Here is a 15,483-nt window from a genome sequence, read left to right as displayed (position 1 = left end):
AAGTCGAAAATTACGAAATAGTTAACAGTTATAAGAAAATAGCTCCCAGTTTTAAAGAAAAAATAACTTTCAAGAATAGTTGTATCTTTATAAAAACAACAAAAATGGAAGCATTTATCACCATTGCTATTTTTGATTACATTCATGAAATAGAAATTCTTAAACATCGTTTAGATCAAGAAGGATTGAAATACTTTTTTGAGAATGAAATGATGTCATCGATTGTTCCAATGTACTCAAACGCTCTTGGAGGAATTAAACTTAAAATTCATCCTAATGATTTTTTGAGTGTCAAAACTATTCTTCAGGAAATGAAGTACGATAACAATTTAAAAATCGTTTAAATTTTTCAAAGTTGTCAACATATATATAATACAACAAAAAGAAAATTTAAATTTAATTAATTAATTTATGGTTATTATAGTGTGTTAATAGTGGCAATAAATTTATTTAGAAATGCTATGATATCAAGTTTAAGGATGTTATTCTGAGTTATCAACAATGTTATATTTATCTAAAGTTCTAGTTTTAAAGTGTTTTTAAGTTTTAATTAACAATGGTTGATAAACTAAAAACTAACCAAATTGTAAATAAGTATTTTTAAAATTTATGTTGATAAACTGTTTTTGAGTATTGATAACTATTCTAAAAATTCATCAAACTTTATTAGGTTTATAAATATGGGTTTTGGATTACATTTTTTTTAATAAACACCAAAATAAACTTCTTATTTTCTATCTCAAGTTATCAACATTTTTCATCAACATACGTTTCCTTGATTTTCAAGGATTTAAGTTTGGTTATTAACAATGTAAAATTTTAACATTTTAATTATTGAAAACGTATTGATTTACAGTGTTTTATATATTATTAAGAATTGTTAATAACTACTAGTTTATTAGTAATGTGGCACTTAAACACACATATCCATATATAATTATAAAAACTTTTTTTATATCCAATAAACAAAATCATCTATAATATAAATTTTAATAATCTTTTGGTAAATTTGCACCACACAACTTAATATATATATAATGAAAATAGCAATAGGAAACGATCACGCTGGTCCAGATTACAAAAAAGCCATTGTTGAAATGCTTAAAGCAAAAGGACATGAGGTTACTAATTACGGTACAGATTCAAGCGACAGTGTGGATTATCCTGATTTTGGCCATGCAGTTGCAAAAGATGTAGCACATGGAAATGTTGATTTTGGAGTTTTAATTTGCGGAAGCGGAAACGGAATTGCCATGACAGCAAACAAATACCAAAAAGTGCGTGCCGCTCTATGTTGGAATAAAGAAATAGCTGCATTATCACGTCAGCATAATGATGCTAATATTATATGCGTCCCTGGACGTTTTACTTCTATTCATCAAGCAGTAGAAATGGTTGAGACTTTTTTAGATACTAATTTTGAAGGAGGAAGACATCAAAATAGAATTGATAAGATTTATTGTTAACGATAAATTTTTTTGGGTGCTTAGCACCTTATAATATTAATCAAGCCGAATTTTTAAATTCGGCTTTTTTATTTTTATTTTAGAGCTTACAATAATAATAAAGTAACAAAACTTGAATTAACAGGATTCCGAAATACTTAAATAAAAAAGATCTTTTAGCTGTTTTATGTCTAAAAAGTCCCATTGCAATTCCGGCTCCAACAGTACCTCCGAAAGCCACAATACTTAAAAGCGTTTTCTCAGATACTCTTCTTTTATTTTTTATTGCCAGTCGCTTATCATAACCGGTTAATACAAAGGCAAAACTATTTATAATCAAAATACAGTAGAATAAAACAGTCATTTAACTCAATTTAAGGTTCAAAGATATTATTTTAGCTGTTCGAAAAAAAGTAAAATGACTAACATACAATTCATCTCAAAAATTGTTGCTACGGCAGCGATTAATATTCAAAAAACGGTAGCGCTTTTACAAGAAGACTGTACCATTCCCTTTATTTCCCGTTATCGAAAAGATACAACCGGAAATCTTGATGAAGTGCAGATTGAAAATATAGCCAAACTTCAAAAAGAATATGAAGTTATAGTAAAACGCAAAGAAGCGATTTTAAAATCGATTACAGAGCAAGGCGCTATGAACGAAGGTTTATTTGCTAAAATTGATAAAAGTTTTGATTTACAGGAACTGGAGGATTTCTACCTTCCTTATAAAAAGAAGAAAAAAACAAAAGCCGATATGGCACGCGAGAAAGGATTAGAGCCTTTAGCTAAAATCATTATGGCGCAAAATAATGATGATGTCGATTTTATTTCCACTCAATATTTGAATGAAAATGTAGAAAATGAAGAAGCGGCTTTGCAAGGGGCGCGTGATATTATTGCCGAATGGATTAATGAAAACATCTATGTTCGAAAACAATTAAGACGTTTATTCGAACGAAAAGCTACCATAACCACTAAGGTTGTAAAAACTAAAAAAGACGAAGAAGGAGCACAAAAATTCAATCAATATTTTGATTGGTCAGAACCGTTGACTAAAGCGCCATCTCACCGATTATTAGCGATGCTTCGTGCTGAAAACGAAGGTTTTATTAAATTTAAAGTCGAAGTTGACATTGATGATGCCTATTCAATTATAGACGAATTAGTTTTAAAAGGTCAAAATAAAACCACGCCACACGTTCAACTGGCCATTGAAGACAGTTATAAAAGATTGCTGAATCCAGCAATTTCCAATGAAGCTTTGCAAGAAGCCAAAGCAAAAGCGGATGCCAATTCGATTCAGGTTTTCGCCAATAATCTGGGACAACTTTTATTAGCGCCGCCATTAGGAGAAAAAAGAATTTTGGCTATTGATCCTGGTTTTAGATCGGGTTGTAAAATCGTTTGTTTGGATGAAAAAGGGGATTTGTTGTACAACGAAACCATATATCCACACGCTCCTCAAAAAGAGGAGGCAATGGCGATGAAAAAAATCCGTTCGATGGTGAATTCGTATAAAATAGATGCTATTTCAATAGGAAACGGAACCGCTTCAAGAGAAACCGAATTCTTTATCAAGAAAATAGCTTTTGACAAACCCGTGCAAGTTTTCATCGTTTCCGAGGCTGGAGCTTCGGTTTATTCAGCTTCTAAAATTGCCCGTGAGGAGTTTCCGGATTATGATGTAACCGTTCGTGGATCAGTATCTATTGGGAGACGATTGAGTGATCCTTTGGCCGAATTGGTTAAAATCGACCCGAAAGCCATTGGCGTAGGCCAATACCAACACGATGTTGACCAAACCAAACTGAAAGAAGAACTGGATAATACGGTAATTCGTTGCGTAAATTCGGTAGGGATAAACATCAACACCGCAAGTAAACATTTGTTGAGTTATGTGAGTGGAATAGGAGAGAAGCTGGCCGAAAACATTGTTAATTATCGCTCAGAAAACGGTCCTTTTGAAAATAGAAAACAATTAAAAAAAGTACCAAGACTTGGAGAAAAAGCCTATCAACAAGGGGTTGCTTTTATTCGAATAGCTAATGCGAAAAATCCTTTGGATAATTCAGCCGTACATCCTGAAGCGTATGGAATTGTGGAGAAAATGGCTAAAGATTTAAAATTAACCGTCAATGATTTGATTGCCAATAAAGAAAAAACGGCTTTGATAAAACCGGAGAATTACATCACTGCAGAAATTGGTTTATTGGGATTGAAAGATATTATTAAAGAACTGGAAAAACCGGGATTGGATCCAAGAAAATCAGCCAAAGTATTTGAATTTGATCCCAACGTAAAAACGATAAAAGACGTAAAATCAGGAATGATTTTGCCGGGGATTGTGAATAACATCACTAATTTTGGTTGTTTTGTGGATATCGGAGTGAAAGAAAGTGGTTTGGTTCACATCTCACAGCTAAAAGCAGGTTTTGTAAGCGACGTAAACGAAGTGGTGAAGTTACACCAACACGTTCAGGTAAAAGTCACGGAAGTGGATGAGGATCGAAAACGAATTCAGTTGACGATGATAATTTAAACCTATAAAAAAAGTCCCGAAATTTCGGGACTTTTTTTATTTTTTTTCGCTTTCGCTTTCTTCTTTTTTATCAGCTGACTCTTCAGTTTTGGCGGCATTTTTAAATTCTTTAATTCCGCTTCCCAATCCTTTCATTAATTCTGGAATTTTTTTACCTCCAAAAAGTAATAAAACAACTGCAATAATTAATATCCACTCTGATCCGCCGGGCATTAGAGCTAATGTTATAGTTAAAAAATTCATCTTTCTAATTTTTAGAATAAGGTACAAAGGTAAAAAGAATAACTTAATAAGATTCTATTTATAGGCAATTATTTGGTTTCAATAAAGTTAAATAAATATTAAAACAATTTCAATCAATAGATTAAAAGGGATATAGGCCAGCCGATACAATTATTAAGTTAAATTGTTATATTTGTTAAATAATCAAATTTTATGTCCGAGAAAAGATTAAAAAGAAAAAAACTCAAGGAAAATCTATTCAACAAAAGGCGTTTAATAATACTTAATGAAGATACTTTTGAAGAAACTTTTTCTTTAAAACTGACAATGATGAACGTATTTGTGGTAGCGTCAATAGGGGCTATTATTCTAATTTCAATCACCACTTTAATTATTGCTTTTACACCTCTAAGAGAGTTTATACCGGGTTATTCTTCCTCTAAATTAAAAAAAGACGCTACAGTATTAGCTTTAAAATCAGATTCTTTAACGTTAGCTTTAAAGAAAAACGAAGCCTATATTCAATCCATTCAAAAAGTGCTAAATGGAGAATTAGAATATGCAAAATTCAATAAAGATTCCATAATGGCCTCTACAGAAGAAGTGGTTCCTCACGGGAAATTAACCCCTTCAGAGGAAGAACTGGAATTAAGGAAAGAAGTCGATAAAGAAGTCAAGAAAGATAAAAAAAGCAATAAAAAATAAGGATGGAAACAATTAACGAATATATCAATCCCGCCATTGTTTCGGGGATAATATTTTTGATCGCAGGAATTATAACGTATTTCTTTCCGCCAAAAAAGATAAATTACCTTTACGGATACAGAACTTCAAATTCTATGAGTTCCCCTGAGAAATGGAAATACTCACAAAAGTACTCTTCAGTAAAACTAATTCAAGCAGGGGTGTTTTTGATTTTATTTTCAATAATAGGTTCAAGAATTATCTTGGAAAAAGAAATATTTACAATAGGAGGTTTAATTGCCATAATAATTTCAGTTGCTTATGTTATTGTTAGTACCGAAAAAGAATTAAAAAATAAATTTTCAAAATAAATGTCCATAAAATCAGTCTCGGCAAAACTATTTGCCAAAAAAATATATGCGAAAACTCTAGCCTGGGCCAGTAATCCAATTGCGACCCAAAAAGCTGTTTTTGCCCAATTAATCAAAGATGCCAAAAACACTGAATTTGGTGTTGACCATCATTTTGCAAAAATAAAAACCACAGAAGATTTTGCAAATCAGGTTCCGATTCGGGATTACGAAGATTTGAAGCCTTATATCGAAAAAGTGGTAAAAGGAGAAGCCAACATCTTATGGAAAGGGAAACCTTTGTATTTTGCCAAAACGTCTGGAACTACTTCCGGTGCCAAATACATTCCCTTAACTAAGGAATCAATGCCGTATCATATTGAAGCGGCTAGAAACGCCATTTTACATTACATACACGAAACTGGAAATTCAGACTTTGTGGATGGTAAGATGATATTCCTGCAGGGAAGTCCAATATTAGAAGAAAAACACGGAATACAATTTGGACGATTGTCAGGAATTGTGGCTCATTTTGTTCCAAAATATTTACAAAAAAACCGAATGCCATCGTTAGAAACAAATTGCATTGAAGACTGGGAAACTAAGATTGATGCCATTGTCGAAGAAACATTCGATAAAAACATGACAGTGATTTCTGGAATTCCTTCTTGGGTACAAATGTACTTTGAACGCTTGCAGCAAAAAGGCGGGAAGAACGTAGGTGAAATTTTCAAGAATTTCAATTTGTTCATATATGGAGGAGTGAATTACGAACCTTATAGAGCGAAATTCGAAAATTTAATAGGTCGAAAAGTCGACAGTATCGAACTTTTCCCAGCTTCGGAGGGATTTTTTGCATACCAAGATTCCCAAAAAGAAAAGGGAATGTTGCTTTTATTGAACGCGGGTATTTTTTACGAATTTGTAAAAAGTGATGAATTTTATACGGATAAACCTAGACGATATACCATTGGCGAAGTTGAAATGGGAGTGAATTATGTTTTAATAATTTCCACTAATGCCGGACTTTGGGGGTATAATATTGGAGACACAGTTCAGTTTACTTCGTTGAAACCCTATAGAGTGATAGTTTCCGGTAGAATCAAACATTTTATTTCTGCTTTTGGGGAACATGTAATTGGTAAAGAAGTGGAAAGCGCTTTACAGGAAGCGATGATAGGTACAAATGCTCGAGTGAATGAGTTTACTGTTGCGCCACAAATTTCACCTGCCAGCGGATTGCCCTATCACGAATGGTTCATTGAATTTGAAAACGAACCGGACGACAGTGCCGCATTTGCGGAAGCGATAGACAACGCGATGCGAAAACAAAACATGTATTACGACGATTTGATCGTTGGGAACATCTTGAGAAAAGTGGTAATTACAAAAGTGGCTAAAAATGGTTTTCAGGATTACATGAAATCCATAGGAAAATTGGGCGGACAAAATAAAATCCCGAGACTATCTAATGATAGAGCTATAGTGGATCTATTAAACAAGAAATAAAAAGAATTACATTTGCTTGTAAGAAAATTGAATAAAAATGAAAGAGACTAAAAATATATCAAGATCAAGAGCGCAGGAATCATCGGCAGCCATAGAGAAAATGTACATCACTATGCGCCATTTATTCAACAGGGGTTTTTACAAACCAATGGGTGTTTCGGGTGATACATTGCGTGAAGCATTATTGGCCTTACGTCCTGAAATTTATGGAAATATTGCTGAGGAAAAAGTGGAACTTAACGGACTTTTATACGTTATAGAAAGACTTCCAAAGGGAATTGAAGAATGCCGTTTTATCAACCTTACTTCTGACGAAGGTTATTCAAAATCTCATTTTCAAGCGATTGTTCCTCCAAAAAGAAGAAGAAATTGTTACCGTATCGATGAGGAGCAAATGAATGTGGAAATCACTCGTGGACGCTCGGATATCTATGATATTTTGACGCATCTAACCTTTATTTTCATTGAATCGCATAAAATTCGCAACAGAGTTTTATTGGACGATGCAGGAGAAGTTTCCCGTGATTGGATGAAACTGGAACAAGCGGTTTCACAAACAAAAAAACTAACCCTTATTGAGAAGGAGAAAGCAATCTCTCATACCGCGAATATTCTGGGAAGAACTTTTGAAGAAGTATTAGACATATATGATTCTTTTGGGTCTGACAGTTCACCTGACCGTTTTTTAGATGTGATTTATTGGTTGGGAAAATTAGCCATTGAAGAAATTGTCGAAAACAATAAAAGAACAATCACTTTCAGTCCCATATTAAGGGAGCGTTTAGGACACCACATTCACGGTGAAATATGGGCTACTAACATTAAGGAGGTTTTAAAAGAAAACAATCTTATTGATCGTCCCATTCATGTCATTAGCGCGAACATGCATTCAGTAATGAATTCTATTTTTGCCACAAAAACTTTAAAAAATCAGTTCAAGGAAAAATCTGATTTCTTTATATACGAGGAGTTGAGTAAATCAGGGGCGAATGAAGTGCGTAATAAAGTAACTGATGTAGCGCTAAAACAAGGAATGATTTCAGTACTGGATAGTTCAGGGACTAATATAGATGTTCAAATTTTTGATACGGCTAAGATTAATTGGGCCAACTCATCTTTTCCTACAGCTAATTTAGGAGATAAAAAACCGGTGTTAATCGTTATGGATTACGCTTTTGGAGAACAGGCTTACGAGACAATTGACGAGTTGCTGAAACCATTTAAAAAAGACACCCTGCTTAATGTGGAGTCGGTTTCCATTATGGGAAAAGCAGGAATTCTTGAAGGCGGAAAAGGGGATATTATGATTCCAAATGCACATATTAATGAAGGAACTGCTGACAATTACTTTTTTGAAAATGAATTAACAGCAGATATGTTTGAAGGCAATGACATCGCTGTTTTTGCCGGACCTATGGTTACCGTTCTTGGAACTTCATTGCAAAACAGGGATTTATTAAAATTCTTCCACGAATCAACTTGGGGAGTTATTGGACTAGAGATGGAAGGTTCTTATTATCAAAAAGCCATTCAATCCGCTTCAAAAATCAGAAAAAGTGTGCCGCAAGACGTAAAAGTAAGATATGCTTATTATGCCTCGGATAATCCGTTAGAAACAGGTAGTACTTTAGCTTCTGGAGGTCTAGGAACCACGGGTGTAAAACCTACTTATTTGATCACCATTAAGATATTGGAACAAATTTTTAACGTAAAATAATTGAATTTAATGAGTACAAACGTACCTAATAATCAGGAAAATCAAGAGATTGATTTATTTTCACTGTTTAATAAAATTGGAGAATTTTTCCAGTGGATTAATACATTATTATTCAAATGTATTCGCTTTTTTGTGAAAAACGCCATATTAATTTCGATACTATTAATTATTGGTTTCGGGATAGGTTTTTACATTGATAAAAACAGAAAAGTTTACGATCATCAAATAATTGTAGCTCCTAACTTTAAATCCACGGACTATTTGTACTCAAAAATTGATTTGATAGCTTCAAAAATTAATGAAAAGGATACTTTGTTTTTAAAGTCTTTAGGCATTCAAAAACCCTTAGAAATAACCAAAGTTTCAATTGAACCTATTGTAGACGTTTATAAGTTTATAAACAATAACGAACATAATATTGAGCTTTTAGAATTAATGGCTCAAAACGGTGATTTAAAAACAATAGTGAAAGAAAGTACCACTAGTAAAAATTATAATTTCCATACCATTATAATTTCAACTACTAAGAAATCAACTAATAATGATTTTGTGGAACCTGTATTAAACTTCTTAAACAGAAGTACTTATTTTGAGGAAATTCAAAAAATTTCAGCAACTAACATTCAAGATAAAATAAAAGCAAAAGAAGAAATTGTTGTTCAAATTGATCAAATAATTTCGGAATTTTCGAATAAAAATTTGAATTCCATAACCAGCGATAAGCTCATTTATTATAACGAGAACACACAATTAAACAGTCTTGTTAATACAAAAGATTCATTAGTTAGTCAAGTTGGTTCGTTGAAAATAGAGCAGTACAATGCTACTAAAATCATTAATGATAATGCAGTTGCTTTAAACATTACAAATACTAAATCCATCAATGGTAAATTAAAATTTATTTTGCCATTGGCTTTATTGTTGTTTTTTATTTCCATCAAATTATTCATTTCCTTTTATAGAAAACAAGTGATATTAATTGAAGAAAGGGCTTGATAAACGCTATATTTTATCCATAAAATTCAATTCATATCTCAAATTAAATAGTGTAAGCTTGAATATAATTAGCTCTAATCTTCAAAAAATAAGGGAGAATCCTTTTATTTTTCAAAGCGTAACAACTTTATTATTTAGAGTTTTTGGGGTTGTTATTTTATTTGGATTTACTTTATTTCTCACTAAAAATTTCACGCCAAAAACCGTTGGTCAATATGATTTTGTACGTTCATTTCTTTTGGTAATTGGGAGTATTTGTCTTTTAGGTTGTGACCAGTCTATATTATATTTTAGCGGAAGAATAAAGGGTGTAAATGGAGTTTCAGATATTAAAAATACTTATAAAAAGATGGTTGGCATTGTTTTTTCAATGTCAATCCTTATATTTTTAGTGATACTGTGTATTGATAAACAATATATTGATCATTTTTTTTCGGATCCAGCGGTTCACCCTATGTTATTAAAATCTTCGGGAGTTTTGTTTTTTTATAGTATCACCACTTTAAATACAGAAGTTTTTCGGGCTTTAGACCGTTTATACGTTGCTGAGATTTTTAGAAATACTATTAAGTATATTCCAATGAGTATAGGTGCCATTATAGTATTCTATTATTATGACGAACATTTTTTGATAGACGTTTTTTTGATTGGTTTTTTAATTCTTGCTTTTGTAACCAGTGGTTTGCTCTATTATTATTTAAAAAAACTTCCAGGCAAAAACGAGGTTAATTCCTTTACGTATAAAGAAATAGTAACTAAATCCTATCCTATAGCCATTAGCGGCATGGCTTTGTTCTTATTAATGAGCCTTGATATACTTTTTTTGAAAAAATATTTAAATGATGAAGCTGTCGCATTTTATGCTTTATCAGTAAAATTAATGACTATTATTTCGATGGTTATTATTACGGTAAACATTACTGTTTCTACTAAAATTGCTGAATATTTTTCGTCAAATGATGCAATTAAATTAGCATCAACAGTTAGAAATAGTTCCCGTTTGATTTTTTTGTTGACTTTTCCAGCAGCGTTAATTGTATGTTTTTTTTCGGAAGAGATTTTGGGTTTCTTTGGTAAAGAATATATAGCTGCTCAACAAGCATTAATTATATTAATGATAGGCCAAGTTATTTGCTCTGCTTTTGGATCAGCACCGGTTTATTTAAACATGACCGGTAGGCAAAAGAATTTTCAAGTTATACTGTTAATTGCAGTATGCATTAATTTCGTCTTAAATAGGTTTCTAATACCTGAATTTGGCTTGAATGGAGCTGCAATTGCTTTTGTGGCGAGTTCGATATTTTGGAATTTAGTTTCGGCACTAATAATAGTGCGTAAAGATAAAGTAAAGGTATTTTTGCACTAGAAGACATCATATGAAAATTATACATATTATAAATAGTTTAGAATCCGGAGGAGCTGAGAAGCTGCTTTTAGAGACCTTGCCGTATTATAATAATAGTGGAATTCAAGCTGATTTACTGGTTTTAAAAGATGTTGATTGTCCGTTTATGACTGCTTTAAAAGCGGCTGAATGTTGTTCTATCTATTCACTAGGGAAACATTCAGTTTATAATCCGATTACTATTTTTAAAATCATCCCTTTTTTAAAAAAATATGACATTGCTCATGTACATTTATTCCCAACTCAATATTGGGTAGTTTTGGCAAAGCTATTTTCGTTTTCGAAAATTAAACTTGTATTAACGGAACACAATACGACAAACCCCAGAAAAGAGAATTATTTTTTAAGGAATATTGACCGTTTTTTTTATCGTTTTTATGACAAAGTAGTTTGTGTTTCTGAAGAAATTTTAAATACATTTCAGAAGTATACTCGATTAGAAAAAACTAAGTTTATTAAAATCGAAAACGGGATTAATTTAAATGAAATTTATAAAGCCACGCCATATCTAAAAAGCGAAATATCTAGTTTATGGAAAGATCAGGATATATTGTTAATTCAAGTTTCCCGATTTAGTAAACAGAAAGATCAAAAAACTGTAATTAATGCCTTGAAATTTTTACCAAAAGAGGTGAAATTACTATTAGTAGGAGACGGGGTTTTACGTAAAAGCTGCGAAAATTTAGTTCAAAAACTTGATTTAAATGGTAGAGTGATATTTATGGGATTGAGAATGGATATTCCACAACTTTTAAAAACTGCTGACATATCTATTTTAAGTTCTAACTGGGAAGGATTTGGTTTAGTGGCAGTGGAAAGTATGGCTGCAGGAAAACCTTTTGTTGCGTCTAATGTTCCCGGAATGTCAGATATAGTAAAAGGCGGTGGGATTTTGTTTGAAAAAGGGAACATAAAAGAATTGGTGTTTTTCATTGAAAAGTTAATTAACAATCAAAGTTATTATAACGAAATAGCAAATGCGTGTAAAACAAAATCTAAACAATATGACATTCAGTTTATGGAAGAAAAACATTTAGAATTATATAAAAAACTATTAAATAAATAGAATTAATAACAATGAGAATTACTATAAAAAAAAGCACAACGGTTTTTTTAATGTTATTTGTAACCAATTTATTTGTGGCTTTTTTTGCGTTTTATATATTGCCAAAACGTTTTTTTTATGACGCAGCCTTAATTGCATTCGACAAAGGAAATGAAATAGGTTTTTTTGGCAGTTACCCGCTTACAATACTGTTTTATAAAGTATCAGGTTTACGTTATTTACCTTTTCCTTTGATCGCTTTAATACAATATCCAATACTCATTTATGTACTTTATAAAATAGGGATTCCAGAAAAATTTGAAAAAATTTACGTAAAAAACCTCTTGGTTTATTTGGGTTTTTTTATGATTGCGATTTTTATGTCGATGCCATCAAAAGAGTTCATTACCTTTTTATACTTGTCACTAATCGTATTCCTGTTTAATAATAGTAAGATAAGATTTAAAAAAGCACTTTTCCTTTCTATGTTTCTGATTGTTTTATTTGGAGTTTTATATCGCCCATATTTTGTGTTAATACCCATAATTGCCTTTGCAATGTATTTCGTTAGTTTTATTAAATTTAAAAATAAAACACTTACAACTGTTTTTTATGGACTTATAACGGCAGTATTATTGTCCCTAAGTTATGGGATGATGAAAGGGGAATATTTATCGGAACGCAGTAGGGAAGTGGTGAATATGGATCGAATGAATTCAGCCGATGCTAATTCTATGATAGCATCTCCCATTAAACCTGACACTTGGTATGGAGAAACGATTGGCATTTTTTATGGTTTTTTCTCTGTTAATATTCCTGTAAACGGTTTAAAACATCTTTTGTCACCTCAAATTATTGCTTTTGTTATTTGGGAATTATTACTATTTTATATCTTGTTTGTTCGTTTTTCTAAATGTTTAAAAGAAAGGGAGAAGTATAAAAATGAACTTTGGATATTGCTTATCCTCTTTTCTTATTTTATAGTTCAAGGTGTATTTGAACCCGATTTAGGAACCGCCATTCGACATAAAATAGGAGTTTTTCCATTAATCTATTATGCTTTGTATTATGAATATTTCCGAAAAGAACTTCAATAAAATTTTCACTGTTTTTTTGATTTCAATTGCAAGTATGATGATTTTTAGGAAACCTTGTACTTGGTTAATTTTACTATTTGCTGTTTTTAGTTTGCTGTTTTTTAAAAAAACAGAATTAAATAAAAAAGCACTAGTATTAGGGCTTGTTATAGCATCACCATTTGTTCTCGAATTGCTCTTTTTCTGGAACAACGATTCTTATAGTGGAGGTTTAAAATCTTTAGAAAAAAGTGTTTCTCTATTCCTTTTTCCGCTTATTATTTTAGGGAACTATAAAAGAGTGCAATTTTATAAATTAATCCAGTATTATGGTGTTATAACCACGCTAATTATTTTAATTTTCTTCGTTCGTTTTAATGTTGTTTATCCGGAGTTAATGCATAAATATTTAAGCGGAATCGATTTATGGGAAATGGGATATGAATTCTCAAACAGCATAGGTATACACGCTCCAGCACTTAATATGCATCTCGCATTTGTTACCATAATCAACTTATATTTTGTGTTTTATTCTTTTCGAAAAAGAAAAAGCTTAATCAATAAGATCTTTAGGCTCTTGGTTTTTATGGCTTCTTTTTTCTTCGTACTTTTTGTAAATACCAGGATGGCATTATTTAATGTTCTTGTAGGCATTGGAATTGTCTTTTTCTTCGAAATTACAAGAAATCAAAATTTCAAAAAAGTCATTGTTATAGTTGCATTTACAACACTTTTATTAGGAGGGATAGTTTATTTATTTGTTCAAAAAAATACTTATATGAAAGAAAAATATTCTTCAATTACATTTGCTTATATGGATAAAGTGGGGAAACTTGATGAAATTGAAAATCCAGAAAATAAAGTTTTCAATTCCTTTGTAACTCGTTTATCAATTTGGAAATCAGCTTGGGAATTGTCCATAAAACACCTTCCTTTTGGAGTGGGAGCTTCAGATGGTAAGCCGGAATTATTTAAATATTATAAAGAAACGAACCAACATTTTCTGGCCAAATATGAATTTCCTACTCACAATCAGTTTCTTGATTTTTTATTGAAGTTTGGCGTTTTAGGACCTGTAGTTGTGAGTTTATACATTTTCACAATTGGTTACTTAGGTTTTGATTTAAAAAACGGAATTATCTTTTCGTTCTTTTTCCTTTTTTTTACTTCAAATCTCACGGACGATTTTCTGCTTCGTTTTGACGGAATTGCTTTCAGCGGATTGTGGTTTTCAATCTTTGGGAGTTATTGGTTGCAAGAGAAAGCTATTGTTTGTAAAGAGAAATCAGTTCTTTAAAATTTTTATTTTGGTCAAATAATTCTTCACATCTTATTAGTCCTTTTTCACCAAAACGCACCCTTGTTTTTTCCTCTTTTAAAATTTCGAAATAACTATCTAGCTCATTTATATCATCAAACAGGAATCCTGTTTCATTTGGAATTACAACATCTTTATTTCCAATTACATTTGTGGCCAAAACTGGCTTTTTCATTGCCATAGCTTCTAATAAAGCTATTGGCAGTCCCTCCCAAAGCGAAGTTTGAAGATAAATATCAATTTTATCCAATTCCTTTAAAGCATTTTCTCGTTGTAAAAACCAGCCCGTGATTCTAATATTCGGGGCAGTTATTAGGTGGTTTAATTCCCCATCACCTATCCATACAAAATTGAGATTAGGGTGTTTTAAAGCTATTTCATTAAACAATTTAGGGTTTCTGGCATATGTAATCCTGCCTACAATTCCCACCGTTAAAATGTCGTTCTTATTCTCGGTACAATTTTTAGTTACCTCTTCTATATTGATACCGTTTCTCACTAGAGAAGAATCCCCTATTTTCTTTGCAATTTCATATTCGGTATCACCACAAGCAACGGTTTTACCTCCAAATATTTTTTGAAAACTTTTTTCAATCATCCAATAGACTTTTTTACTGGTTTTAGATATATCAGTTCTAAGGAAAGAATAGCCATGAGGGCTGTAAAATAGTTTAACTTTTTTGAATAGAAAGAAACTTGCAACTCGGCCTAAAACTCCTGCTTTTGAAGAATGTAGGTGGATAACATCAGGTTTGATTTTTTTAAGTTCTTTTATTAACTTCAGGACTGATTTTATATCCTGAAGCGGAGAAAATTCCCGAACCATATTCAATTCAATAAGCGAAATTCCTTTTGAAAATTCCTTTGCAATGTTGACAGGATCGACCTCCATACGATTTGCACTATAAATAATAGTGGTGTTAATGCCTTCATTTTTTTCAGGATTTCCAAAAAAAAACGATAAATCTTTGCAATAGGTGGTAACTCCACCAGCAAGTGCTTCTACAACATGAACAACTTTCAAAATGGATGTTTTTTAGATACACAAAAATAGATAAAATTGATGTAGGAATGCTTTCAATAGGAAAAGGAATATTTTGAATTAATACGATTCTATTTTTTTCTTTTAATGAACCGGTTTTGTCAGGTGCTATATTGTTAAATGTTTTTTTTA

15 protein-coding genes are annotated in these 15,483 nt (G+C 31.6%); 12 read left to right on the top strand and 3 right to left on the bottom strand.

Annotated features, from left to right (window positions below):
• Positions 1–104: 104 nt before the first annotated feature.
• Both FLAK523_RS03875 and rpiB read left to right on the top strand, forming a co-directional pair.
• Positions 105–344 carry a DUF2007 domain-containing protein gene (locus FLAK523_RS03875; protein ID WP_248906720.1) on the top strand — a complete coding sequence of 80 codons (240 nt, stop codon included), beginning with the start codon at positions 105–107 and terminating at the stop codon, positions 342–344.
• A gap of 693 nt (positions 345–1,037) precedes the next feature.
• Positions 1,038–1,466 carry a ribose 5-phosphate isomerase B gene (gene rpiB / locus FLAK523_RS03870; RefSeq protein WP_248906718.1) on the top strand — a complete coding sequence of 143 codons (429 nt, stop codon included), beginning with the start codon at positions 1,038–1,040 and terminating at the stop codon, positions 1,464–1,466.
• 79 nt (positions 1,467–1,545) lie between these two features.
• On the opposite strand, the gene FLAK523_RS03865 is transcribed toward rpiB, so the two are convergent.
• Positions 1,546–1,809, bottom strand: a complete 264-nt coding sequence (locus tag FLAK523_RS03865) for a DUF1294 domain-containing protein (RefSeq protein ID WP_248906716.1) — start codon at positions 1,807–1,809, stop codon at positions 1,546–1,548.
• Between the two features lie 54 nt (positions 1,810–1,863).
• On the opposite strand from FLAK523_RS03865, the gene FLAK523_RS03860 reads away from it, so the two are divergent.
• The gene (locus FLAK523_RS03860) at positions 1,864–3,987 is read left to right on the top strand and encodes a Tex family protein (RefSeq protein WP_248906714.1); all 2,124 of its coding nucleotides are present in this window, start codon (positions 1,864–1,866) and stop codon (positions 3,985–3,987) included.
• A gap of 36 nt (positions 3,988–4,023) precedes the next feature.
• Here FLAK523_RS03860 and FLAK523_RS03855 read toward each other — a convergent pair whose 3' ends face one another.
• Positions 4,024–4,230 (bottom strand): twin-arginine translocase TatA/TatE family subunit, encoded by a 207-nt coding sequence (locus FLAK523_RS03855; protein WP_248906712.1) that lies wholly within the window; start codon positions 4,228–4,230, stop codon positions 4,024–4,026.
• Between the two features lie 192 nt (positions 4,231–4,422).
• Here FLAK523_RS03855 and FLAK523_RS03850 point away from each other — a divergent pair, with 192 nt between their 5' ends.
• Genes FLAK523_RS03850 through FLAK523_RS03810 form a run of 9 tightly spaced genes read left to right on the top strand, consistent with a single transcriptional unit; the run spans position 4,423 to position 14,288 of the window.
• A complete protein-coding gene (locus tag FLAK523_RS03850; protein ID WP_248906710.1) occupies positions 4,423–4,914 on the top strand; it encodes a peptidase in 492 nt (163 codons plus the stop codon).
• Positions 4,915–4,916: 2 nt separating this feature from the next.
• Positions 4,917–5,264 carry an SdpI family protein gene (locus tag FLAK523_RS03845; RefSeq protein ID WP_248906708.1) on the top strand — a complete coding sequence of 116 codons (348 nt, stop codon included), beginning with the start codon at positions 4,917–4,919 and terminating at the stop codon, positions 5,262–5,264.
• Positions 5,265–6,752 carry a GH3 auxin-responsive promoter family protein gene (locus FLAK523_RS03840; protein ID WP_248906706.1) on the top strand — a complete coding sequence of 496 codons (1,488 nt, stop codon included), beginning with the start codon at positions 5,265–5,267 and terminating at the stop codon, positions 6,750–6,752. It abuts the gene before it with no gap.
• A gap of 37 nt (positions 6,753–6,789) precedes the next feature.
• A complete protein-coding gene (locus FLAK523_RS03835) occupies positions 6,790–8,469 on the top strand; it encodes a hypothetical protein (RefSeq protein ID WP_248906704.1) in 1,680 nt (559 codons plus the stop codon).
• A gap of 9 nt (positions 8,470–8,478) precedes the next feature.
• A complete protein-coding gene (locus tag FLAK523_RS03830; RefSeq protein WP_248906702.1) occupies positions 8,479–9,465 on the top strand; it encodes a hypothetical protein in 987 nt (328 codons plus the stop codon).
• A 58-nt stretch (positions 9,466–9,523) separates the two neighbouring features.
• Positions 9,524–10,831 carry an MATE family efflux transporter gene (locus FLAK523_RS03825; RefSeq protein ID WP_248906701.1) on the top strand — a complete coding sequence of 436 codons (1,308 nt, stop codon included), beginning with the start codon at positions 9,524–9,526 and terminating at the stop codon, positions 10,829–10,831.
• 10 nt (positions 10,832–10,841) lie between these two features.
• Positions 10,842–11,936 carry a glycosyltransferase gene (locus FLAK523_RS03820; RefSeq protein WP_248906698.1) on the top strand — a complete coding sequence of 365 codons (1,095 nt, stop codon included), beginning with the start codon at positions 10,842–10,844 and terminating at the stop codon, positions 11,934–11,936.
• 11 nt (positions 11,937–11,947) lie between these two features.
• Entirely contained in the window at positions 11,948–13,012 is a 1,065-nt protein-coding gene (locus FLAK523_RS03815; RefSeq protein ID WP_248906696.1) for a hypothetical protein, read from the top strand.
• Positions 12,984–14,288, top strand: coding sequence for an O-antigen ligase (locus FLAK523_RS03810; protein ID WP_248906695.1), 1,305 nt, complete (start codon positions 12,984–12,986; stop codon positions 14,286–14,288). Before FLAK523_RS03815 ends, FLAK523_RS03810 begins: the two co-directional genes overlap by 29 nt.
• Here FLAK523_RS03810 and FLAK523_RS03805 read toward each other — a convergent pair.
• Complete coding sequence (locus FLAK523_RS03805) at positions 14,257–15,333, bottom strand: glycosyltransferase (RefSeq protein WP_248906692.1); 1,077 nt, start codon at positions 15,331–15,333, stop codon at positions 14,257–14,259. The genes FLAK523_RS03810 and FLAK523_RS03805 overlap by 32 nt on opposite strands.
• Positions 15,334–15,483: the final 150 nt, after the last annotated feature.

This window comes from Flavobacterium sp. K5-23 (assembly GCF_023278045.1).
GTDB lineage: Bacteria > Bacteroidota > Bacteroidia > Flavobacteriales > Flavobacteriaceae > Flavobacterium.
This window is presented reverse-complemented; position numbering and strand designations above follow the sequence as displayed.